Below are 22921 nucleotides of genomic sequence, written 5' to 3'. Positions count from 1 at the left end.
CTATTAATTCAAATAATAACTTAATAATACTTTTTGCATGTATCTATCATATCTTTTATAAATTCCTCATTATTGCTTCTAGCTAAAGCAACACTTGAACCTCTAAATCCACTTATAATTATTTTATTAAATGGATGTAATAAATCGTTGTAAAATGACTCCATCATATTTATAACTAAAGAACAAGTCGTTTCTAAAGTGCAAAGGATCTCAAAATCGAGATCCTCAACATTATATGTATTAAGTTGTTTTATTTTATGTTTCTGTGCTTTAATCTTCTTGAAGTGTTCAGACTTCCTTAGGTTAGGGTCTCTTGTTGTTGAGCCAACATATAAATATTTCAATGTATTTTTATCTATAATTGCATAAATACTACTCATTCCTAACACCTGCAACATCTATAACAATATCATTAAATATACTAGATATAAATCCAATGCATACTGAATCTACAATAGAAAAATTAAAACATTTTGCTATAATTGAAGCGATTATTAGTGTTGCAAATGTTATAATAAATCTTGCTAGAAATTTATTCATTTTTCTCACCTTTTTCTTCGATAATTTTCTTATATTCTTCGCATTGTCTTGTAAACTCCTCGCATTCCTTAGAAAACAATTCTGCATTTATTTTATATCTCTCATCATTCCTTGCTAATTCAACTCTCATTTTCATTTCAAATTCATACCATTTTTTAGTTTCTTCGATTCTATCTCTAAGGACTTTATTTTTTTGCTTTAACTCATCAATTTTATAGCTTTCAGAAATTGCAATCATGGCTAAAATATATATTACTAAAATTACTATTATGTATATCATTATTTAGCCACCTCCTCAGAATACCAAGATGGTCTAGTTTGAATACTATTCATCCATCTGTCCTTTTTAATTCTACTAACCAAATTGGGGCTACACCCATACAATTCAGCTATATCTTTATATTTCATATTGGTATTTAATTTCAACCAAAGTATTTCATTCGCTTTTGCTTGATTTAAAGTAGTACAGTTAGGATTATTTTCCCCAGACATTATATTAGAAAAATTTTCTTTGTGTCTTTTAGCTCTAAGACCTGTTTTAATATCTTTTACAGTTTTACATACTCTATTAGAATTATAAAAAGCTACATCATCATATATTTCTTCTAAATAATATCTTTCTCTAATAAAAAGATCATGTACTTTGCATTCCTCTAAAATTATAAATTCAAATGATTGTTCACCATAGTTGACAAAGTCTTCTAACATCAATTTATTTACTCTATCATCTCTTCCATTTCTTAAGTTAGCTAAATAGTTGGATTTTCTACGCATACAATCCTTACTACTGCCTATTCTAACTCTCTTTGTAACATTGTTTTTAAATAAATAAATCCCTACTATTTTTTTACACATAATTAATTATCCTTCCGCTTTTAGGTTTAAAGCTTAACCAAATATTTTTTTAATTTATTTTAATATTTCTATTGATTTTTATTTGCTATTCCTATATAATTAAGTTATAAAGGAATATTATACTTATTTTTAATACAAAAAAATTATAATTGAAAAAAGCGCCCCATCCGACCAAGATTAAGCGCTTTGTTCATTAATTATTTAAGTACATAATTTTTATGCTTATCTAAAACATAAAAAAAGGATATAGTTACCAGCCTATACCCACAAGGAGGCGATTTAACACATATATAATAAAGCAGTCACATGAAGTGACTACAATGTTAGCAATTACATAAAATTTCCTTAACAACTTTCTCTACTGATATCAACTCATCACATCTTAGTTTTATAGACTTGTATAAGTATTTTAATGATTTTCTAGCCTGTTCTTTGGTAGCTTCATCATCACCATTTTCAATGTATAATTCCAAACAATCTCTAGTATTTAAAAGACCTTCTAATGTATTACCTTCTTTAAGATCACTTACAATCTGTTCATCACTTCTATTATCTAAAGCTCTTTTCAATTGTTCTTCTGGATACCCTTCTTCACTCATAGCCATTTCAATAACTTCTTTTGTAGTAGCTTCATATAATACAATACTATCAAGTATCATATCTTCGCCATCTTCAACGGTTAATACAAATTTCTTACCATCTATGTACTCACAAGCAAACAAATCTTGAAATAAATATTTATTAAGAAAATCATTTATATTTTTCTTATAATCATTATCTATTTCTTTATCTACAAAAGTATTTGCTAGGTAATTTTCTACTCTTAAACTTGTTAAAAATTCCATCTTCTTTTCTGACATAATCAATTCCCTCTTTCTTTAATTAATTAAAACATATTCCATCTATAATATTATTTTCTTTATCAATTATTAAATCTCCACACCAGTAATACCAATCTACACTTGGTATCTCTCGATCTGCTGTAACTACATATAGACCTTTATTTCTATATTCATCATAATATTCAGCATAATCTGTGCTACTTGTGTATTCATTGTCTAATTCCATCTTGTCATTTAGTAATCTATAATCCTTTATATTTTTACTAAATTCCGTTGAATGATTATGGTTATCCATCTCAAAAAATTCTTTAATTGTCATAAAATCTTCCCCTTCTATACTTTATTTTAGATAAACCGTACGAAGAGATACTGCACATCATCATGCAGACTGCAAATAAACCTATGGATAGACAGACTACAATAGTAATCCATCCACCAAAATAAATTAATAAAAGAAGGAATTTGGCAGATATACTGCCTATCTATAAATTTATTTACACATTTTTAAATTATTTTCTTAAAAAGTATTGTATTTATCAATTTTATATGATAAAATTTACTTGATTAAGAAATATTTTTTAATAAAAATAAAAAAATATATAGCATATATCGTAAAAGTGACCCTTTTACAAGCCACCCCTACTTGATATACACATACTATAGTTTGTTATATCCTTGAAGGGTTATTACTACTCTTTACCCCTCCATTAAGGGTGTCAACTGTATATTATCAACACCCACTAACCTTAGCAAATAAGCCATTCTTGATGTATATTTTTATAAAGTGCTTTCTTCTATATTTTCCGATGTTTCTTTATTAACTTCAACTATGAAATCTGTATTATATAATCTTATAATTTCCTTATCTTTAGTATCTGTATTCTTATTAACTACTGTTAATTTTTCTACATCATCAAATTCGTTAAATAACTTCATATACTCGTCTTTATGACTAGCAAACAATACTGTTGATAAAAACCTTCCTATTTTATATACATTATATTTACTCATATCAATTTCTATTGTATTATCTTTTTTCTTTTTATTCCTTAATTCAATGACTTCTTTTGTCTCTTTTGATAAGTCAACTAATAACTTTTTAATATCATAATCTTTTATTGTTTTTTGTTGTAACACCTCTATACATTTTTCTTTTCTTTCTTTACTATCTAAGTATTTTTGAGAATTAAATTCTTTAATCTCTTGCTCAGATAAATCTTCACTTGGTGCTTTACTCCAGATTTCAGCAATATCATTTTTAGCTTCTTTACAAATATCAATTATAGTTTTTCTGATTTTTGTTTGACTATCGCTTGTCTTAATTTTTTTATTCTTATCAAACAAATCTGATATAACAACTTTTTCACTATTTCTTTTTGCTTTAATCTTCTTGAATTCCTTAGAGACTATATCTTCTAAATAACACATAGTGCTATTATAATGTAGAAAATCTATTTTTTCATTGGCTTGTTCAATGAATTTTTTCTTTTTCTTACCACCTGTAAATTCCATAAAATTTGGTTTTACTGTCTTGTGATGATATCCTACAATATCATTATCAATCATAAACGCTTCTCTATCATCAACTCTAAAAGGAAATATATCTAAGTATTCTAAATATTTATCAATCATTTCTTCTTTTGTAACTAATTCATTTTCGGCATTATATACATTTATAATCTTATATTTTTTATTTAATTCTCTTAGTTCCAATACATTGTCTACAGAAAATTCCTTTTTGGCTTTATCAATCTCGATACAACTCATAACATCTAATTGACTTATATCTGCATATAAATCTTGTATTTCTTTACTATCTATATCTATACTTTGACTTATTTTATTAGCTAAATAAGTATTCAATATTTGGCTCAAATTGATTATTTCACCGATTTTGTTTACACTAGTTTTAACATCTAGGTCACATTTATCTTTTGCAGTGTTTTCTCTAGGAACTTTTTTTGCTTCCACTAATGAAGTAGGAACTAAAAATTTATTATAATTTTCTTTGACTTTGGCAATTAACTGTTCTGAACTGCTAAGAAGTAGCTGATCACTATCAAAATCACAAGAACTAAGTCTTTCAAGCAAATTTTCTCCTATTGAATTAACACATAATATTTGTCTGCTAAGATTAAAATATGTATCCAATGCCTTGCATTCAACATTCTTAGCTATTAATAAATTCCCAAAAGTCACATGAGGTGATCTACAACCGAGCAAATCGATTCCGTATTTAAAATTGTTAGAATGAATTTCACCAGCATTTAAAATACTTTTACCAGTGAAATAATAAGGATTACTTGTATCTTTAATAGTAGCCTTAAGCATTTCCATACCATTACCAAACAATACACTGTAATTTCCTTCGACTAAAACATGTCCTTTTTTCAGATTCTTTATAAAACTATCTTTTACATCATCTCTAAAATCCCTATACATTTGAGTTTTTGCAAATTCATCAGTTAATCCTAACATTGTCATTATCATTTCATCAGTTGCATTTATATCATCTATTTCTATATCTTCTTTGCTGACCTTCATTTTTAAATGATTTCTCATAACCCTAGTATCATTAATCACTTTATTTAGATAGTCCATCGTAGGCTCTAAAAATTTTAATGTTTCTTTTCTATCAAATAAAACTGTCTGTAGTAACTGATAATGTGTACTTACATATCTACCCATGATGTGATGTGTTGGCTTATCATATTTTACAATTCCCCATCTATCCTCTAATGCATTTAACCAGTTTTTCATATTTCCAAACCTATCATATTTAATACATGATTTTGTACAAATTAATTTAATGTCTTTTATATCTTTAGCCAATGTAATCCCATTTAATTCTTCTATTTTTGTTACACCTGCATCTTCAAAGAATTGTTGAATTCTAGTATTAAAACAAGCCCCTTTAAAGAACCTATTACGAATCAATAGCATACCTTTATCTGAATAGTTATATGTAACATCTTCATTATTAACTTTTTTAATTCTCTCTTTATTAAATATATCTTCACATAGTAAAGCCTGTCCATCCCAAATGTCATTATATATTGTTATATCCTTAGCTTCAGTCTTCAGCCTATCTTTTCCTTTATCATCAACATATATTTCTGTTGCCATAGCTTTTTCCTTAACTTCACTTTTAAATTCATCAATTATTAATATATTTTCTTTCTTTATATCATCCATAGTATCAATAATACTAGATGTAGTGAGAGCAATATAGGCTTCAATAGACGCTAAGTCAATAGGAATACCAAAATCATGACAAATATCAATATATGACCATATCATCATAGGTTCATATAAACCTTCTCTTATGAATAGACACTTGCCGACTCTACTCGAACCGGAAGATCGTTTAAATCTTACAAAATGAACTTTTTCTATTATTCCATCTTTATTAATAAAATCTATATCAAATCCATTCTCATATAAATCTTCTCTTAATGTCTTTGTTTTCTTTATTGTTTTTCCCTTTTCATTTTTGACACTATATTTAAATTTAACAGAAATAACACTATTGGAATACTGTTTATCACTAACTTGATAAAATGCTTTTTTATCTAATTCATCAATTTTTATAGCATCTAAAGAATAATCTAATGAACCTTTATATCTTTTAAAATTACCTTCTTTAATTTCTATTCCAGCAACTATATCCTTTGCTTCTATCTGCATAATATTTGTATTTACTTGTTTTAACATTAAAATCATCCTTCCTATATATAATTTATTTTTATAATTCATTAAGTTAATTTCCCCTTGAGGGGAACGAACACGCCAGTGTGAGTTAGGGGTGAGAATACCTTCTGTAAGAACACAATCTATATAGTCTTATGTATAGACAAGAAATAGTCATAACTCGCTTCTCAGCTTCGTTATTCCTTTTCTTTAGCTATACACGCTTGTTATCCGCCACCGTGGCGTCTAAATAATTATCTTTGCTTAGATTTTATTTCCCAATATCATTTCCCATGTCAATGCTTATAAATGGCTATATTACTATGTTTATGAAAATTTAACACCATAGCAGGTAGTATGATAGATCAACACTAAATCATATAGGGATTTAGGTGTTAATTTTTTATTATCCAAATAATGCATCCCATTCTGCTGTATTCACTCCAAGTAACTCATATTCTTTTTGTGTATCAGTTAATGTTGATTCATGATATGTATATTTCTTATCTTCAATATCTTTAATAGCTTCCCATAAATCTATTGGATCAATTGCATCTATACAAATTCTTATTACTCTTTTAGTATCATCAATATAATCTTTTGAAAATCTATTTTTTTCCTTATCATAGTAAGGTATACCGAAATACTTTCTTCTACCAGTTAATGTTTCAGATGGTCTATATTGTTCATAGATTTTTGTATGTCTGTTTTCAGCACTTTTAATCGCACTCGACTGAATATCCCAATTTAATTCCCATTCAATGGATTCCTTTTCTTGCTCCTCAAGTAACATTGTTCTAAAAGACTTAGTAGTTACAATATGGTAAACATCAAAATCAAATTGTAAGTTCATCATTTCTCTTAACATCTTTGATTTTTCTTTCATGAATTTATTCCATTTGCCACTTGTAAAAACGTCTTTCTTAGATTTTAGATAAAGATTTTTTAATATTTCTTGTTCTATTTCCTTTATCCCCTCAAGTTCAGCATCTGTAGCATTTCTATAATCTCCATCAACAGTGCAAACTTTTCTAACTAAGTACCAATCAATAAGACATTTGTTTTTTAATCTATTTAGTCCTGACTCTGTTATATCCTTATTTTTCTTGTGTGTACTGTTAAAGAAATCATATAGAGTTTCTATTGGAATTTCTAAATATCTACTGAATTTATCAATATTATTTCTACCAATTCTATAATTTCTATTAATCATATGAAGTTTAACTAGCATTCCATTAGTTGATAATTCTATGTATTTATATTTACTATCATATAATTCACTACACATATGTACTAATAATTTGTCCACGTTCTCAGCATATATAGAATTTCTCTTATTATCTTCTTTAGGTAATGGCTCTGAAAATATTTCATCAATTATAATTTTTTGTCCCTGTTTATGATAATTACAAAATCTCTCCAAATCTTTAAACTGTAGTGGTCGTCCTTTTCCTGTTGTTGGTACCCAATCCATAGCAGCACAAATTTCTTTGTAATTCTTATAAGCCTTTAATTCTAAATTCATCTTATAAATAACACTCCTTCGCAATTTTTATTTAGTATATAGGCACGAAAAATAACTAACGAATATATAAATATAAATTCCTTAGATAATCCATGCCTGTTATTTAGTTTTAATTCTTTTTTAGTCTTTAGATACTTTCATGCTTCATCATTAATTCATCTATTTCATCATCCAATTCCATGAATTTGTTATATCTATCTTCATCATCTAATCCTAGGTCATAAAGTTTCTGTTTAGCCTGTTCAAGCTCAATTATTTTCCTCTCAATAGCGTTTTCTTTGCATATTTTATTCATATCCATTTTTATAGACCTCCTTCGGTTTTAATTCAATAAATTTTGTTGTTGTAAGAACATATCCTTTAGAACTCCAACTGCTTTAAACTTATCTTCTGCTTCAGCATCTCCTTGATTGCAATCTGGATGATATTTCTTAGCCAATGCTTTATAACCAGCAATTATAAATTCTTTTTTAAGATCTTGTACTTCTTGGGGTTCTTGTTGTTTTTTAGATATTTTTTCATTAATTTTTTTATACATTTCTTCTTCCCAAGTACTCATATTCTTTATTTCTTCATTACGTTTTATCGCTTTTTCCTTAAATCTTAGACATTCACCAATTATAAAATCTTTTTCTTCTTGCAATAAATTTCTATTTACTCTTAAATTTGAACTTATAATATCCCTCTCTCCATCTACTTCAAATCCAATTATCCAGTCGGCATATAAATCCTCTAATACAATTTCCTTAGAGCAACCTCTAATTAAATAAACATTATAATGAAGCTCTTTACTATAAAAAATCCCATCTTTTAATACTTCTTCAAATTCAACTTTTAAATCTAATGATTTTTTATTCTTCAATATACTTTCTTTGGTTTCCTTAGCTTGTCTTTGTTTTATCTTCAATTGTTGTTCCAATTCTTGCTGCTCTTTTATTATTTTAGATAATTTTTGTTCTTCAGTTAGTGTTGATTCTTCCTGTTGGCTCTCCTTAAAATCAACATCAACTACTTTTTCAGTTTCATTTACGCAAACATCTGCGTTTTTATTCTGTTTAGATTTCTTCTTGGATTTTTTATTTTCCTTGATTACTTCTTTTAATTCCCTCACACTCATTTCATCAACTGTCTTCTCAGTACCATCAACACTATGAGTACTTGTGATAAATCCTTCTATATCATCCTTTTTAATAGTTGCTATTTCTACAAGCTTACTTGAACCTAATTTACCTAAAGTTGAATCTAGTTCTTCAGGTAAATCCATCATGATCTTATAAGTTTTAATATATGTTTGAGCACTTCTGACACTGAAATCCACCTTTTCGGCTAACCATGATTCCCACTCTCCATGTGGCACTAATTGTTTTGCTACATATAATTTATTACCTATTTCTAATATATTCTTAGCTATATCTTCTTTAGCTGTAACTATATCACTAATCAATGATGCCATTGTTTTTTCATCTTCTGATAATTGGTTATATTCTTTTTTCGTTAATACCTTAGTCATTAACTCAATCCTTCCTTCTAATAATTTATTTTGTATCCCAATAAAATTGGCTTTTTATATGGTGTGGAGTAGGATAGTTTGTCCTACTCTGGGACACTAGAAAGGCATATCATCTGGTTCTAATGGTGTTACATCTTCAACTATATAGCTATATTCTTCATATGCTTGTCTAGCCTCTGCCAAATAATTAATCTTATTTTTGTTATATACATTGTATATCCTAACTTGAGTTCCATTATGTTCACCTGATGTAATTTCATTATCTCCAGCTATTTGAACATAACTCATATTACCTGTTTCATTGTTCATTAATAAAGCAATTCCATAACAATTCACATTGTCATATGATTTGCAAGCTTCCATAATAATTTGTCTAAATTCTTTTATCTTGTTATCTTTCATATGAGGTTTAATTATTTCTTCAAATATCTTCTTATCCTTGGCCTCTTCAGTTTTATCAAACCACTTTGATTCTGAATAAATTCCTTGAGAATATGAAACATTTTCAACTATATATTTATCTTTTTGTTTACAATAATAAACTGACACTCCACCATTTTTACTATCTGCATAGTACTGATCTGCTATTTGTTCTAGTTGTAAATCTGATTCTAATATTTCTACCGCAAGTCTATTCCCATCTTTCCATTCATCTTGAATTATATAATTTTCTTTGTTATCATCAAATTTCACTTTTGAAGTTTCTACCAATTGAATGATTTCTCCTAATATACTTAAAAACTTTACTAAGTCATATTTCTTCATAATTCTTGTTCCCTCTTTCATTTATATATTTATTTAAACTTTGCACTAAAATACTTTTATAAGTGGTATTAAATACCTTACCGAATTATATAAAATGTATTGACACAATATACGTCATAAGGTATAATCTTAATTGTAAAAGATAAATTTTATACACTTTGTATCAAAACTTCGTAAAGTAATTTATAAATCTATATGCGATTTTCAAAGATCGTTATGTCGATTAATTATTATCTGGGAAATAATGATTAATACGTTACTAAAATGTCTATAATAAAGCTAAGCCTATAAAAATATATGGTTATGGCTTGTTTTTGTCGTCTCATTGTTTATTTTACAACTTTAAGAAATTCATGTCAAGTATTACCTTGAGATTATTTTACAATCAATTTCCATCATCCCTTTCAGTTGATTTAATTTTTAACCTTCATTTTTCTTCAATAAGTATTCTTCATATTGTTCCAATAGTTCATAATCATATTCTTCAAATAATTGTCTCTTATATTCTTCCAATCCTATTTTATCTATATTTTCTCTTTCTTCTTTTGCTTCTATTTCTCTATCCTCTATTTCTTTGTTTTCTCTTTTCTCCTCTTTTAATAAAGAATCTCTTATCTCATATATAAATTTCACTTCAGCACTATTATATCCACGAATTAGTTCTGTTGAATCCTTACCTTTGAATATTTCATAAGCAAGTAACACTTTGAGTAAGATTCCATCATTAATAGTTTGTTGTTCATTAATGATATCTATGAATTTTTGTATTAAATATATATAATATTCTTTAATTAATACTTGTGTTAAATAAACACCTGAATTATATTCATTAGTTCCTAGCCCTATATCAAGATTTTTTTTTATACTATCTATTAACATCTGTCGTTTTGTATTATATTGATATATCTTTTTCTTAGACATTTCTTCGACTTTAGAAAAATAATCATCATCTGGATCGTTGTTATATCCTAGTGCAGCCTCGTCTGTACCATATATTTTTATCAATTGTATTTTCTCTTTATCTTGATAATCTAATTCTTTTTGAAAATATTTTTCTGGAATATTAAATATTTCAACCAATTTAGATAGATGTTTCTTAGGTATATTTCTTTTCCCTCTAATCCACGAATCAATATTTTGTCTTTTTATTTCTAGCTTATCTGCAAGATCTTGTTGTGTCATTTCAAATAATTTCAATACGTATTCTAACCCTATCATTTAATATTTTCTCCCTTTGTTTGCACTTAGCAATCATGATTACAATATTAATATACTACTTTTGTTTGCTGAGTGCAAGCAAAATTTTATAAAAAAAATTAAAATACCTTTAAACCATTGATATTCTTCTCTTACAACCCACCATCAATTATGAATCCTTGTTGTATTCCACCAATATTTAACTTAATAAACCTTAAATATTGGTCTTCTTCGTATCCTTCCAACTCCTCTAGACAAACAAAATTCTTTGCAAATTCATTTGGAGTCATATTAAATGCCTTTTTATAAAAATCTTGTCCAGCTTCAACTCTATTGATTTTCATCTCATATTCTTCATCATCTGTGCAGTGAAATTCATTCCAATTTTCATATGTAATAACATTCATGCCTTCGTCCAATTCATCACGCTCTAGTAGATATCCTATAAAGTCTAAATAATCAATATCTGTTCTCATTTGATTAATATTTAACTTATCTAGATTTAGAAACCCAATTCCTTTACCTTTGTAAAACTCTTCATTCATTAATGCATTTCCCATAATAACACTCTCCTCAATTTTTATTTTTATAAGGTTGTTTGTTGATTTGTTTTACCTTATATTTATAATACATCTAAGTGAATCACTTGTCAATCACTTTTGAATAAAAAGCATTCACTTTTCATCATTTATGTTGTATAATGATTTAGAAATGATAATTGTATTATAGGAGGTGATATATTTGGCAATTGGAGGAGATAAAACTAGAATTATTGTAACAGTTGATAAAGAATTAAAAAACAACTTAGAAAAATTAGCACAGAAAGATAATAGAAATCTTAGCAATTATCTTAATAATGTTTTGATAAAACATTGGGAAGATAACAAAAAAGAATAATTCATTACACTAAAAAAGGACTTCTCTGCAATATGAGTTGTCCTTTTAATTTTTCTATTTAATTTTATTAAGTTTGTTTTCATAAAAACTATATAATTGTTCAAAAGTTATTCCAGTTCTATTTGTATCCAATCCTTGGATAATATATATAGGTTCATTAGCATTATTTACAGAATTATATTCTACTTTTACAGAATTATTACTTATTGTAGCCATAATTAGGTCTAATACATCTTTATTATATCCCATCCTTCTCACCTCCTCATAAAAATATTAGCCAGCTTATTTACTAGTTATCTCTATATTTCTACAAAAAGTAAATAATTCCTTTAAATTGCATAAGTTTGTCGGGATGTTCTTTAAAGCAAATTTAGTTATTCTATTTTATTTTTATCATTTAATTTATCAGGAGTATACAACCAATGGCCCTGATATTTTTGGAAAATATTACACTCCTCTTCCTCATCGCTTAGAAAATCTTTTATATACCAATGCACTTGATCTTTATAAGTTAAAATCTCAAAACCCAATTGCCTTATTACTATTTTAAATCTTGTGAATTTTATATTATATTTATCTTTTAGAGTATTTCCTATAAATTTTCTTTGCTTTTTATCTATTCTTTTATTTAACCAGTATTTTTTGATATATTTTCTGGCATTTTTCACATCATCAGTATATTCAAATAGTTTTATCCATTGAGTAGGTTCTTCTTCTTTAAGTTTACCACCTCCTATATTTATACAATATCCTTCTTCATAAACATTATATTTTTCACTATAATACCTTTCTCTATCAAGTAATTTTTTGTTAGTATAATTTTCACCTGATTCTAAAATTACAAATCTAAAATTTTTACTTTTAAACAATTCAACTAATTTTTTATTACAATGTCTATTTTTTTGATAATCTTGAATATGTCTTCCAGTTCTTGTGGCAAAATTTGCTTTAGTGCTTCCAATATATACTATTTTATTTATATTACAATCTTCAATGCCATATATACCTTTCTTTAAAAAATTGTTATCCAAATATTCCATAATATAGCCTCCATTAAATTTAATTTCAACTATAATATTATCCAAATATAGGTGTATTTATTCATATCAATTAATATTAGCTTATTTTTAATGATTAAATCTTTAATTCTAGCTATATATATTGTTTACTTCACTTTTCTTTATATTTCAATACAATTATATATATTTTGTTTACATTAATTATTAATTTTTATATACTTTTAACCCGCATTCCTGTGTTTTACTAGCTTTTAATATTGCTAAATATATAAATAAAATATATACAATTAAAAAATTTAATAATCTTCTGTAATTCCCTTGAAGTCATATCCTCAACAGTTTTAGTTTGTCCATTTACTTCATGTGGTTTAGATATAAAATCTTCACGTTCTTCTTGTGGTATAGTTAGTAACTTAAACAATTTATCAGTTCCTAAATTGTGCGTCGCCACAAAATTTGCATCATACTCATTATAACATTTCATAAATCTTGTTGCAGTCGACTGTGTAAACTCAACTTTTTCTTCAAGCCACTTACCCCATTCTCCATGAGATACTTGTTCTTTTGCTTCTATCAATCTTTTTCCTATTTCTATTATTCCTATTGCTGTTTGTTGTTTATAGAAATTTACCCCTATTAAATATATATAACACAGTATTCAGGATAATTTGTTGCACCCTAGCAGATTATCCTTTTTTTTATTTTTTATTACTAATTTATTTACAATAACTTCATAATTAGTAAAGAATCATTTAATATTTATCGTTTATAATAGTAATTGTAAAATAATTAAAGCATTATTATTTTACCCCCGTATCGGTAAATGTATTTTACCTTTATAAGTTCAACCTGCTCCCCTAAGCAGGTTGTTTTTATTTCTTTAAATATTCACAAAACATTCACCAAACCTTAATTTTATTTAAGAAAATATTTATATTAAATTAACATATATTACATAATTTTATAATGATTATTTGTTATAATAATATTGTAAGATAATTTCTTATTAATTATCCTTCTACTTAAAAATATAATAATCGTTTAAAGGATAACTTATTGTAACAGATAGGTTATCCTTTTTATTTTTATAATTGTCTACTCATTATTTCATTCACTATCTTAAATAAAATAATTTATACAAAGTTAATTAATTTGACATAATGTTGTCATAATTACCTCTTATAATTATAATTATAATTGTTAAGCTTATTAAATTATTACTGCAACTATAATTTAATATTGTCCAAACTCAGTACTATTTTCAAATGACTTATTACACCACAATAAGTCATTTTTTATTTTCTTACCAAAGACTGATTTACTAAATAATTTTAAAGTTAAGCTTGACTTTGAATAATGCCAAGAGAATAATGTTTTAGATTGAAAGGTTTGAGCAAAAAAAAATTAATTTACCTATAAGCTACCAAAAAATTAAGTTCTTGATAGCTCATAAGTAAATTAACTCTAAAGCTAATGTTTTGAGTTGAATCGGAATCGCTTTAAATCTTTGTTATTAATTACATCTCTGTATAAATAGTTTTACCATATCATACTTGTCCAATATGTTGAATTACTACTCTTTACCTGCCTTTAGACACCAAGTAACCACCGAAGCTGTTATTTATAAAGGTATTGGTCGCCACGCACCTACGTCATACAAACACTTTCCTAGCATTTATAACAAAGATAATTAATACTAGCCTTATATGACGTGGTTATTTTCTGCATCCGCTAACCAAACGACTAGGATATTTTATACTTGTCCAAGTGCATAGCAAGTAAACTATACCTATTTTTAAGTATAGTTAATAAAACCCTCTTGACCTTATTTTTTAAAAGAGTTAAACTATTATTAGCGTAATGGTTTAATTCCTTTTCAAAAGGGAATTATAAAGCAATATTTAATTATTGTTTAGATAGTAGAGTGTTGGTAGCACCCTACTATTTTTTGTTTAATTTTTTAAAGTTTCAATAATCTTTTTTAATCTTTCTATTTTTTCTTCTGTTTTTGGTATTAATTCTTTCAACTTTTCAAAATCACTATTTTTATAGTCTTCTAATCTAATTTCTAAAGTTTGTAATCTATCTTCTAAACTTAATGAAATCTCATTAAATTCATACATATCTACTAGAATTGTTCTTTCAGCAAATCCATTAGTTGTTTTATTGTGATTGATGTTTACTTGCATATTGACACCTACTTTCTAATAAATATCTTTATCCATATTAGCTAAAGGACTATATGCTTGATATTTCTTTCTTAAGTCCTCATCCATTATGTCAAGATAAGCCTGTTCAGTCACTTTTGACGAGCTGTGCCCTAAGATCTTAGACAATACAACTAATGACCCATTATTCAATAAAAATCTCCTAGCAAATTGATTACGTAAGCCATGTGGCGTAACATATTTCTTTATCCCAGCCTTTTTCAAATATCCTCTAAAATTCCTCTCGAAATTAGGATTTGAAATAAATGTATTAGTTCTTTGAGTTGGAAATAAAATTTCTGTTTCCGTCATAGTATCTTTGAATCTCAGCCATCTTTGTAAGAGCTTGGCCATTTGTGGACTATAAAAAACAACTCTGTCTTTTCTACCTTTTGTCAAATCTGCTGGAATTAATATTGTTCTTCTTAATAGATCAATATCATTTGTTGTTAGATGAAGTGTTTCTGAAAGTCGCATTCCTGTGTCAAAAATCAGATTAATCACTGTGAGATCACGAAATTGATGATATTGAGTACAATCTAATGCTTTTACTAATTGATTAAATTCAGCATCAGTTAATTGTTCTTTTGCCCTTCTTTCTGTCCTAATGAATTTACATTCATGTATTTTTGTATTTTTAGATATATTATTGTCTTCTAAGTAAGTAGCAAATGCTTTTATATTCCTCAGATAGTTATTAAGGGTCGAATCTGATACTTCTTTCCCTATATCACTTCTTTTCTCTATATTAGCCTTAATAGCGCCTTCCTCTGATGACACAAAGGCATATTTACCTCTTTCTTTAGTAAAGCTTATATATTCCTCTACAATGTTTTTATTTATTTTGCTGATATCTGTTATTTGTTTTTCTTCTTCTAAATATTTTGAAAATAGCATAAGAGTTTGATGATATGATTTTATAGTCTTAAGACTTAAATTTTTATAATTACAATATTCCAGATAATTAACTATAATATCATCTATTGATTTTAATTTTTTAGAAATTCTGGGCAAGAAAAAAACACCTCCAACATATTGATTTTTTAACCAATATATTAAAGATGCTTTATTCTACATATTTATAGGCTTGAAATTTATAATCTCATGTTTTTTCATATTTCTATACCAATAAACTCACCACTTTATTGGTATGGGTTTCAACAAACTTTGGCTTAACCGTGCGCTTACTAAGATACTTTATTTTTAAGTCTTAATTTATCAGCTATTATAGCTATAAATTCACTATTTGTTGGCTTACCTTTATCATTATGCACTGTATATCCAAATAACTGTTAATCGCTTCTATTTGACCTCTTCCCCATGCTACTTCTATTGCATGTCTTATTGCTCTTTCAACTCTTGAAGCTGTTGTATTGTACTTCTTAGCTATTGAAGGATATAACTCTTTAGTTACTGCCGATAATAATTCCATATCGTTAACAACCATTGTTATAGCTTCTCTCAAATACATGTAACCTTTAATATGAGCTGGTACTCCAACTTCATGTATTATATTAGTTATTTCCGTTTCTAAATCAATAGGCGCCTTTGCTTTATTTTCACTTGGAGTAGATATCATTGATGATGCATACGAATTTCTCATATTTGTTTCTTGAACTGCTGCAGAGCTATTAAACATTTCTCTGATTCTCTTTGTAAATACTTCCATATCAAAAGGTTTTACAGTATAATAATCTGCACCAAGAGTTATTGCCTGTTGAGTAATCTTATCTTGGCCTACTGCTGATAATATTATTATTCTTGGAACCTTTTCCAATTGCATTGTATTTAATTTTTCTAAAACACCTAATCCATCTAAATGTGGCATAATTATATCAAGAATAACTAAATCAGGCTTTCTTTCTACTATTAACTCTAAAGCCTCTCTACCATCTTTTGCAATTCCTGTGACAACTATATCTTTTTGATTAAGTAGATAATCATTTAATATACTGCAAAATTCTTTGTTATCATCAGCAATTAGTACAGATATTTTTGAATCTTCCATATTTTTTCTCTCCTTTTGTCCATTCTTTTATTATGTTTGTATTTTAATATATTATTTAACCCCTATAACCATATCTTATTAAATAGTTCCATCATTGTACAATATAACACAATATATTACTTCTACAAATTATTGTAAGATCCTTGACATTAATAGGGTATGTACGTCTACATTTGCAATAGTAATTTTTCTATTAATATATTCCCTTTTACATAAATATCTCTTAAGTCCGATTAATATTACTTTATCATCTTCCACTATTTGTAAATTATACACTTTTTTTCTCAGAAAGTAAATAGGTTCTGACAAAATACTTTTAAAGTATTTTTTTAAGTAAAAATGTAACTATATATTTCCTAAATTCTCAATTATTAAGCGAATACATATTTATTATATAATTATATTTCTTTTTCTACAATCTATATCGAAATTATATATTAATAATTATTTTAAAATTATGTACTTTTATATAATATAACACTATAAATTAATACTATATTTTCCTATGTTTATTTTATATTCCATAAATTCAAATTATTTTATATCAGACTCAAAACAAAAGCAAATATAGGTAGCGATTTTTAAATACGCTACCTATCATTTGTTTTTATTTTATTATTCCTGCTTCTTGAAGCATCCACTCTATATAAATACCATATCCGGTATCAGGTTTATTTATTAGTACATGAGTGACCGCTCCAACTATTTTATCGTTTTGAATTATAGGACTTCCACTCATTCCCTGAACAATTCCACCTGTTTTTTGTAATAGCCTTGGATCAGTAATTTTTATTACCATGCTTTTCGATCCTGGAATAGATTGATTTAAAGTCTTTTCAATCTCAATGTCGAATTCTTGTGGACCACTCTCATCTACTGTTGTAATTATTTTAGCTTTTCCTACAGATATCTCATCCCTAAACCCAACTTTAAGAGGTTTAATTTTATTATTTAATACTTGAGTATTTTTGATTTCACCAAAAATTCCACTTTGCGTATTTTTTTCAATGTTTCCAGTTGGTGTCTCTTCGTTTAAAAAAATTCCTTTTAATTCACCTGGTGATCCTTTTTCTCCTTTTCTAACACTTATTATAGATGACTCTAATAAGTCTCCTTTCTTTACTAGAAATGGTTCATTTGTGTCTGCATCTGTTATCGGATGTCCTAATGCTCCGAACTTTTTAGTAGTTGGATCAAAAAAAGTCATTGTTCCCACTCCTGCAGTTGAGTCTCTTATCCATAATCCTATTTTATAATCTTTATTATTTTCTTTTTTTAGATGTATTGTTTTTGTGAGATTCTCACCATTTCTTAAAATATCAACCTTTATACTTTCATTATCGCATTCTTTAATTGTTTTTAATAAATCCATGGAATTCTCCATATTTTCACCATTTACTCTTAGTATTACATCACCAATTTCAAGTCCAGCAGCCTTACCAGGACTTTCTTCTTTCTTATTATTGATTTCAATTTCAGAATATCCAACAATAATCACGCCTTCACTATTCACTCTAACTCCGACTGGATTTCCGCCTGGACATATCTCTAAATCTTTAATTTTTTGTACTTCGACAGCTTTCAGAGGAATCATTCCTAAAAATTTTATCTCATACTCATTATCGTTATTACCAATCTTACTTATGGTGTTTCCTATGGGTGCAATTGATTGTACTGTCTTTTCATCTCTTGTATAAATCTTACTTGGTAATTTCCTTATGCTCATCGTGGTAAATAAAATTAGAATAAGGATTGGAGTCATAATTAAACTAGTAGCACATAAAATTTTTCTCTTCATATTTCTCTCCTCCTTTACTTACTAAATTTAATTTTCCCACTGCACTCAAGTCTTATCCTATAAGAACTTTGTTATTGTAGTCAAAAAATTTAGCTTATACTAAATTTTAAAAGTATATAACTTTATTTCTTTTACTTTATATATAAATTTCCAAAATTATAAAAATAAAAAAATAAAACCATGCAATTACATGGTTTTATTTTTACCAATTTTATTTTCTATATGTATTTATTTTTGAATTTCTAGCTTTTTTAGTTCACTTAATTTTATCATTTCCTTAACATTATTTAATGTAGCTTCTGTTACATCGTCTCCTGCTAACATTTTACTTATCTCAAGTTCTTTTTCTTCCTTTTTTAAAACCTTTATCTTTGTAAATGTTTTGTTATCTTTAACTTTTTTCATAACAAAATAATGATGATCAGATAATACAGCAATCTGCGGCAAATGAGTTATGCATAAAACTTGATGCGTATCTGATAATTGATACATCTTTTCTCCAACTCTTTGTGCAACTGCTCCACTTATTCCTGTATCTATTTCGTCAAAAATTAATGTTGGTATTTCATCCTTCTCAGCAAAAACACATTTTAAAGCTAACATTATTCTTGACAGTTCTCCACCTGATAATACTTTTTCAAGCGGCATAAGTGGTTCTCCTGGATTTGTAGATATTAAAAAACTAACATCATCAAATCCCTTTTCATTAAACTCTTCTTGACGAACTATACTTATTTCCATTCTTGATTTTTCAAGACCAACAAACGTAAGTTCTCTTAATATTTTTTCTTCTAAGAATTTACTTTTTCTTACTCTTAGTTCATGAAGAATTAACGCTTCTTTTTCCATTTTAGATAGAATTTCTTTCCCTTTTTCCTTAAGACTTTCTATTATTTGTTCAGAATTTAATATTTCATTATATTCTTTTTTTATTTTTTCATAATAATCTAAGATCTCTGGAATTGTTGGCGCATATTTCTTCTTGTAAATATTTATTTCATAAATTCTAGCATTTACTTTCTCCAACGCATCTTGATCAAAAACAATCTCTTCTGCCATGTCACGGATCTCACGACTAGCTTCTTCTAAAGTATAAAATGCTTCTTCAATTAATTGCTTATTCTTCTTAATCTTTTCAAAATGATTTTCTACATTAGATAGTTCGTGCATTATCTTTGATATGGAATCAATCACATTTAACTCTTCGTTTCCACTAAGCATTCCATATGAGATAGATAAACTATTATTAATTTTTTCAGCATTTGCTAAAATATTATATTCTTCTTTTAAAGTTTCTTCTTCATCCTTTTTTAATTTAGCTTTCTCAATATCTTCAATTTGAAATTTAAGATAGTCTAGCAATTTTTCTCTATCTTGATTGCCACAAATCCTATTAATTTCTTCTCTTATTTTTATTAAATCTGCCCTTAAATCGCTAAATCTACCTATAGGATGTATCATCTCATCTCCTATAAATCCATCTAAATATGATATATGAGTATTTCTTTGTAGAAGTTCTTGATTAGCATGTTGTCCATGAATATCTAAAAGTTTTGCTCTAATTTTTCTAAGTTGTGAAGTAATTAAGCTTTTCCCATTTACCTTTATCAAGTTTTTCCCACTCGCATGACTTTCTCTCGAAATTATTAAGACATCTTCATACTCAATATCTAATTCTTCCAATACCTCAGAAACTTTTGATTTTTCTAATGAAAATAATGCCTCTACATATGTTCTATCTTCACCAGTTCTTATTAAATTTTTCGAGAACTTTCCACCAAGAACAAAGTCGATTGCATCTATCATGATGGACTTTCCTGCTCCAGTTTCTCCTGAAAGTATATTAAACCCTTCACTAAAATTTATCGTCATGTCTTCTATCAACGCAAAATTTTTGATATTTAATTGAATTAGCATTTCATCCCACCCTTAATATTTATGATGACATTCTTTTTCTTATTTTATCAACCAAATCTTCAGCACTTTCCAAACTTCTAACTAAAATGAAAATAGTATTATCTCCTGCTACTGTTCCTGCAATATCCGCACTTTCCAAATTATCAATAGCTTCAGCTGTAATTGGTGCCGACCCTGTTATAGTTTTTATTACAACCATTTTATCTACATTTTCTACTGAAAGCACTGTATTAGCTAAAATATTGCTTAATCTATCAATGATATTTTTTTGTTCTCCTGTAGACACAGCATATTTAGATTTACCATTAGTCGATTGCATTTTTATTAACTTTAAATTCTTTATATCTCTAGATACAGTCGCTTGTGTGACATCAAATCCTTCTTTTTTTAATGCATCTGCCAACTCTTCTTGTGTCTCTATTTCTCTTGAGCCTATGATTTCTAATATTTTAGTATGCCTTTTTGATTTCAAAGTTTCTCACCATCACATTCTTTAGAATTATTCAAAATCTTACTTCTCAAGACTTTAAAATAATCATAATCATCAAATACAAGTAATTTTACACTTTTTTTATTTTTACTTACCTTTACCGAAGTTTCATGATTAATTTTAATAGCCTTTTGACCATCTACAGTCAAATAAATTTTTTCTTCTTCATGGTCCGCATATATATCTATAACACTGTCTCCTTTTAATACGATAGTTTGCATACTTTTAGTATGAGGACATATAGGAGTTATTGTTATAAGTTCTAAATCCGGATATATAAATGGTCCTCCTGCTGAAAATGAGTATGCTGTAGATCCAGTAGGTGTTGCTATAATAAGTCCATCACCTTTGAATGTAGAATATATCTTTCCATCTACAAATATCGTAAATTTCACCATTCTTGAAAGAGTTCCTCTAGCCAGTACCACATCATTTAAAGCCTTAAGTTCTTCTTTATTTTCATCTGATTCAACTTTACAATTTAACATCATTCTGTCAACAAATTTATATTTCCCGTCTTTTAATTTTTCAAGAGCAATATCAATATCTGATATATCTACACTTGACAAAAATCCTAAATTGCCTATATTAATCCCTAAGATAGGTGAATTAAAACTATCATTTAAAGATCTAGCTATTCCAAGGAGTGTACCATCTCCACCCAATACGATAAGTAAATCAATATCTGCTAAATTCTGCTCTTCTATATCGAATGAATTAAAAACTTCAATATTTTTCAAGTTAAACTTTTCCTTAAATTTTTTTACAACCATATTCAATATTCTATTATCTACATCTTTTGATGGATTAATTGCAATCCCAATATTATTCATAGCCCCTCCAAGGAAGTTAAATTTCTATGTGTGAATTTTCAACAACTTCATCTATATCATCTTTTCCAAAATCACTCTTTTTATTTTTATCCTTTGTAAAATACACTAAATATTCTCTATTTCCTTCTGGCCCTTTAATAGGAGAAAAACTCACACCTAAAACATTTAAGTTTTGCTGTAATAAAAAGTCTACAATATCATGCACTACTTCTTTATGTGTGCTTATCTCTCTTACAACGCCTTTTTTTCCTACTTTCTCGCGTCCAGCTTCAAATTGAGGCTTTATAAGTGCAACAACTTCTCCATCATCTTTTAGCAAATTTATTGTCGCAGGCATTATTTTTTTTAATGATATAAAAGATACATCTATAGATGCAAAGTCCAAAGGTTCTCCTATATCTTCTAGAGTAACATATCTTATATTTGTTCTTTCCATACAAACTACTCTTTCGTCAGTTCTAAGTTTCCATGCAAACTGTCCATACCCAACATCTACAGAAAACACTTTAGAAGCACCGTTTTGAAGCATGCAATCAGTGAATCCGCCTGTGGATGCCCCTATATCCATACACACTTTATTCTCTAATGATATGCTATAAGTTTTCATTGCTTTTTCTAATTTAAGTCCACCTCTGCTAACATACTTAAGTGTTTCTCCTCGATATTCAATATTAGCATTAGAACTTACTTTCTCACCAGCCTTATCTACTTTCTGGCCATCAACATAAACTTTACCTTCCATTATACAAGCTTTTGCTTTTTCTCTAGAATTAATTATGCCCTTTTCTACTAAAAGTAAATCAAGTCTTTCTTTTTTTTCCGCCATTT

24 protein-coding genes and 1 pseudogene are annotated in these 22921 nt (G+C 27.3%); 1 reads left to right on the top strand and 24 read right to left on the bottom strand.

The window, feature by feature from the left end; all coding sequences use genetic code 11:
- Window positions 1-20: 20 nt before the first annotated feature.
- The 13 genes from AXY43_RS23380 to AXY43_RS23330 all read right to left on the bottom strand — a co-directional run bounded on the left by AXY43_RS23380 (window position 21) and on the right by AXY43_RS23330 (window position 11484).
- The gene (locus AXY43_RS23380) at window positions 21-380 is read right to left on the bottom strand and encodes a GIY-YIG nuclease family protein (RefSeq protein ID WP_181246061.1); all 360 of its coding nucleotides are present in this window, start codon (window positions 378-380) and stop codon (window positions 21-23) included.
- The gene (locus tag AXY43_RS28145) at window positions 373-540 is read right to left on the bottom strand and encodes a hypothetical protein (protein WP_181246062.1); all 168 of its coding nucleotides are present in this window, start codon (window positions 538-540) and stop codon (window positions 373-375) included. The genes AXY43_RS23380 and AXY43_RS28145 overlap by 8 nt, the downstream gene beginning before the upstream one ends.
- On the bottom strand, window positions 533-820 hold the full coding sequence (locus AXY43_RS23375; RefSeq protein ID WP_105412237.1) for a hypothetical protein: 288 nt from the start codon (window positions 818-820) through the stop codon (window positions 533-535). The genes AXY43_RS28145 and AXY43_RS23375 overlap by 8 nt, the downstream gene beginning before the upstream one ends.
- Window positions 820-1395 carry a GIY-YIG nuclease family protein gene (locus AXY43_RS23370; RefSeq protein WP_105412236.1) on the bottom strand — a complete coding sequence of 192 codons (576 nt, stop codon included), beginning with the start codon at window positions 1393-1395 and terminating at the stop codon, window positions 820-822. The genes AXY43_RS23375 and AXY43_RS23370 overlap by 1 nt, the downstream gene beginning before the upstream one ends.
- 323 nt (window positions 1396-1718) lie before the next feature.
- On the bottom strand, window positions 1719-2255 hold the full coding sequence (locus AXY43_RS23365) for a hypothetical protein (protein WP_105412235.1): 537 nt from the start codon (window positions 2253-2255) through the stop codon (window positions 1719-1721).
- Between the two features lie 22 nt (window positions 2256-2277).
- Window positions 2278-2556 (bottom strand): hypothetical protein, encoded by a 279-nt coding sequence (locus AXY43_RS23360; protein WP_105412234.1) that lies wholly within the window; start codon window positions 2554-2556, stop codon window positions 2278-2280.
- 458 nt (window positions 2557-3014) lie between these two features.
- Window positions 3015-5993: a hypothetical protein gene (locus tag AXY43_RS23355; protein WP_105412233.1), complete on the bottom strand. Its 2979-nt coding sequence runs from the start codon at window positions 5991-5993 to the stop codon at window positions 3015-3017.
- A 340-nt stretch (window positions 5994-6333) separates the two neighbouring features.
- Entirely contained in the window at window positions 6334-7452 is a 1119-nt protein-coding gene (locus AXY43_RS23350) for a hypothetical protein (protein ID WP_105412232.1), read from the bottom strand.
- A 127-nt stretch (window positions 7453-7579) separates the two neighbouring features.
- Window positions 7580-7753, bottom strand: a complete 174-nt coding sequence (locus tag AXY43_RS28140) for a hypothetical protein (protein WP_181246063.1) — start codon at window positions 7751-7753, stop codon at window positions 7580-7582.
- 21 nt (window positions 7754-7774) lie between these two features.
- Window positions 7775-8962: a DUF3102 domain-containing protein gene (locus AXY43_RS23345; RefSeq protein WP_105412231.1), complete on the bottom strand. Its 1188-nt coding sequence runs from the start codon at window positions 8960-8962 to the stop codon at window positions 7775-7777.
- 96 nt (window positions 8963-9058) lie between these two features.
- Window positions 9059-9727 carry a hypothetical protein gene (locus AXY43_RS23340; RefSeq protein WP_105412230.1) on the bottom strand — a complete coding sequence of 223 codons (669 nt, stop codon included), beginning with the start codon at window positions 9725-9727 and terminating at the stop codon, window positions 9059-9061.
- A 420-nt stretch (window positions 9728-10147) separates the two neighbouring features.
- Window positions 10148-10945: a helix-turn-helix domain-containing protein gene (locus AXY43_RS23335; RefSeq protein WP_105412229.1), complete on the bottom strand. Its 798-nt coding sequence runs from the start codon at window positions 10943-10945 to the stop codon at window positions 10148-10150.
- Window positions 10946-11076: 131 nt separating this feature from the next.
- Window positions 11077-11484 (bottom strand): hypothetical protein, encoded by a 408-nt coding sequence (locus AXY43_RS23330; protein WP_105412228.1) that lies wholly within the window; start codon window positions 11482-11484, stop codon window positions 11077-11079.
- A gap of 181 nt (window positions 11485-11665) precedes the next feature.
- Between AXY43_RS23330 and AXY43_RS23325 the strand changes: the two genes are divergently transcribed.
- Window positions 11666-11821, top strand: coding sequence for a toxin-antitoxin system protein (locus tag AXY43_RS23325; protein WP_206608164.1), 156 nt, complete (start codon window positions 11666-11668; stop codon window positions 11819-11821).
- A 54-nt stretch (window positions 11822-11875) separates the two neighbouring features.
- Here AXY43_RS23325 and AXY43_RS23320 read toward each other — a convergent pair whose 3' ends face one another.
- The 11 genes and pseudogenes from AXY43_RS23320 to AXY43_RS23270 all read right to left on the bottom strand — a co-directional run bounded on the left by AXY43_RS23320 (window position 11876) and on the right by AXY43_RS23270 (window position 22919).
- Window positions 11876-12070 carry a hypothetical protein gene (locus tag AXY43_RS23320; RefSeq protein WP_105412227.1) on the bottom strand — a complete coding sequence of 65 codons (195 nt, stop codon included), beginning with the start codon at window positions 12068-12070 and terminating at the stop codon, window positions 11876-11878.
- Between the two features lie 125 nt (window positions 12071-12195).
- Entirely contained in the window at window positions 12196-12861 is a 666-nt protein-coding gene (locus AXY43_RS23315) for a hypothetical protein (protein WP_105412226.1), read from the bottom strand.
- A 223-nt stretch (window positions 12862-13084) separates the two neighbouring features.
- The gene (locus AXY43_RS23310) at window positions 13085-13435 is read right to left on the bottom strand and encodes a DUF3102 domain-containing protein (RefSeq protein ID WP_278337351.1); all 351 of its coding nucleotides are present in this window, start codon (window positions 13433-13435) and stop codon (window positions 13085-13087) included.
- Window positions 13436-14792: 1357 nt separating this feature from the next.
- Window positions 14793-15029 (bottom strand): hypothetical protein, encoded by a 237-nt coding sequence (locus AXY43_RS23305; protein WP_105412224.1) that lies wholly within the window; start codon window positions 15027-15029, stop codon window positions 14793-14795.
- A 15-nt stretch (window positions 15030-15044) separates the two neighbouring features.
- Window positions 15045-16061: a tyrosine-type recombinase/integrase gene (locus AXY43_RS23300; protein ID WP_105412223.1), complete on the bottom strand. Its 1017-nt coding sequence runs from the start codon at window positions 16059-16061 to the stop codon at window positions 15045-15047.
- Window positions 16062-16234: 173 nt separating this feature from the next.
- Window positions 16235-17055 (bottom strand): annotated as a pseudogene (gene spo0A / locus AXY43_RS23295) (sporulation transcription factor Spo0A).
- Window positions 17056-17662: 607 nt separating this feature from the next.
- The gene (gene spoIVB, locus AXY43_RS23290) at window positions 17663-18853 is read right to left on the bottom strand and encodes a SpoIVB peptidase (protein WP_017208905.1); all 1191 of its coding nucleotides are present in this window, start codon (window positions 18851-18853) and stop codon (window positions 17663-17665) included.
- A gap of 228 nt (window positions 18854-19081) precedes the next feature.
- Window positions 19082-20770, bottom strand: a complete 1689-nt coding sequence (gene recN / locus AXY43_RS23285; RefSeq protein ID WP_105412222.1) for a DNA repair protein RecN — start codon at window positions 20768-20770, stop codon at window positions 19082-19084.
- 19 nt (window positions 20771-20789) lie between these two features.
- Window positions 20790-21242 (bottom strand): arginine repressor, encoded by a 453-nt coding sequence (locus AXY43_RS23280; RefSeq protein WP_011969033.1) that lies wholly within the window; start codon window positions 21240-21242, stop codon window positions 20790-20792.
- A complete protein-coding gene (locus tag AXY43_RS23275) occupies window positions 21239-22093 on the bottom strand; it encodes an NAD(+)/NADH kinase (RefSeq protein ID WP_011969032.1) in 855 nt (284 codons plus the stop codon). Before AXY43_RS23275 ends, AXY43_RS23280 begins: the two co-directional genes overlap by 4 nt.
- Before the next feature lie 16 nt (window positions 22094-22109).
- Window positions 22110-22919 (bottom strand): TlyA family RNA methyltransferase, encoded by an 810-nt coding sequence (locus AXY43_RS23270; protein ID WP_023974707.1) that lies wholly within the window; start codon window positions 22917-22919, stop codon window positions 22110-22112.
- Window positions 22920-22921: the final 2 nt, after the last annotated feature.

This window comes from Clostridium sp. MF28 (assembly GCF_002969175.1).
GTDB lineage: Bacteria > Bacillota > Clostridia > Clostridiales > Clostridiaceae > Clostridium > Clostridium beijerinckii.
The sequence above is the reverse complement of the archived record's forward strand: the minus strand, read 5'-3'. Positions and strand labels throughout refer to the sequence as shown.

Excerpts from the sequence above, each read along its gene's own strand:
- AXY43_RS28140 (WP_181246063.1), bottom strand. The coding sequence starts at position 7,753 with ATGGATATGAATAAAATATGCAAAGAAAACGCTATTGAGAGGAAAATA.
- spoIVB (WP_017208905.1), bottom strand. The coding sequence starts at position 18,853 with ATGAAGAGAAAAATTTTATGTGCTACTAGTTTAATTATGACTCCAATC.
- AXY43_RS28145 (WP_181246062.1), bottom strand. The coding sequence starts at position 540 with ATGAATAAATTTCTAGCAAGATTTATTATAACATTTGCAACACTAATA.
- AXY43_RS23380 (WP_181246061.1), bottom strand. The coding sequence starts at position 380 with ATGAGTAGTATTTATGCAATTATAGATAAAAATACATTGAAATATTTA.
- AXY43_RS23270 (WP_023974707.1), bottom strand. The coding sequence starts at position 22,919 with ATGGCGGAAAAAAAAGAAAGACTTGATTTACTTTTAGTAGAAAAGGGC.
- recN (WP_105412222.1), bottom strand. The coding sequence starts at position 20,770 with ATGCTAATTCAATTAAATATCAAAAATTTTGCGTTGATAGAAGACATG.
- AXY43_RS23320 (WP_105412227.1), bottom strand. The coding sequence starts at position 12,070 with ATGGGATATAATAAAGATGTATTAGACCTAATTATGGCTACAATAAGT.
- AXY43_RS23305 (WP_105412224.1), bottom strand. The coding sequence starts at position 15,029 with ATGCAAGTAAACATCAATCACAATAAAACAACTAATGGATTTGCTGAA.
- AXY43_RS23340 (WP_105412230.1), bottom strand. The coding sequence starts at position 9,727 with ATGAAGAAATATGACTTAGTAAAGTTTTTAAGTATATTAGGAGAAATC.
- AXY43_RS23350 (WP_105412232.1), bottom strand. The coding sequence starts at position 7,452 with ATGAATTTAGAATTAAAGGCTTATAAGAATTACAAAGAAATTTGTGCT.
- AXY43_RS23275 (WP_011969032.1), bottom strand. The coding sequence starts at position 22,093 with ATGAATAATATTGGGATTGCAATTAATCCATCAAAAGATGTAGATAAT.
- AXY43_RS23375 (WP_105412237.1), bottom strand. The coding sequence starts at position 820 with ATGATATACATAATAGTAATTTTAGTAATATATATTTTAGCCATGATT.
- AXY43_RS23330 (WP_105412228.1), bottom strand. The coding sequence starts at position 11,484 with ATGGGAAATGCATTAATGAATGAAGAGTTTTACAAAGGTAAAGGAATT.
- AXY43_RS23365 (WP_105412235.1), bottom strand. The coding sequence starts at position 2,255 with ATGTCAGAAAAGAAGATGGAATTTTTAACAAGTTTAAGAGTAGAAAAT.
- AXY43_RS23370 (WP_105412236.1), bottom strand. The coding sequence starts at position 1,395 with ATGTGTAAAAAAATAGTAGGGATTTATTTATTTAAAAACAATGTTACA.
- AXY43_RS23345 (WP_105412231.1), bottom strand. The coding sequence starts at position 8,962 with ATGACTAAGGTATTAACGAAAAAAGAATATAACCAATTATCAGAAGAT.
- AXY43_RS23315 (WP_105412226.1), bottom strand. The coding sequence starts at position 12,861 with ATGGAATATTTGGATAACAATTTTTTAAAGAAAGGTATATATGGCATT.
- AXY43_RS23360 (WP_105412234.1), bottom strand. The coding sequence starts at position 2,556 with ATGACAATTAAAGAATTTTTTGAGATGGATAACCATAATCATTCAACG.
- AXY43_RS23355 (WP_105412233.1), bottom strand. The coding sequence starts at position 5,993 with ATGAATTATAAAAATAAATTATATATAGGAAGGATGATTTTAATGTTA.
- AXY43_RS23335 (WP_105412229.1), bottom strand. The coding sequence starts at position 10,945 with ATGATAGGGTTAGAATACGTATTGAAATTATTTGAAATGACACAACAA.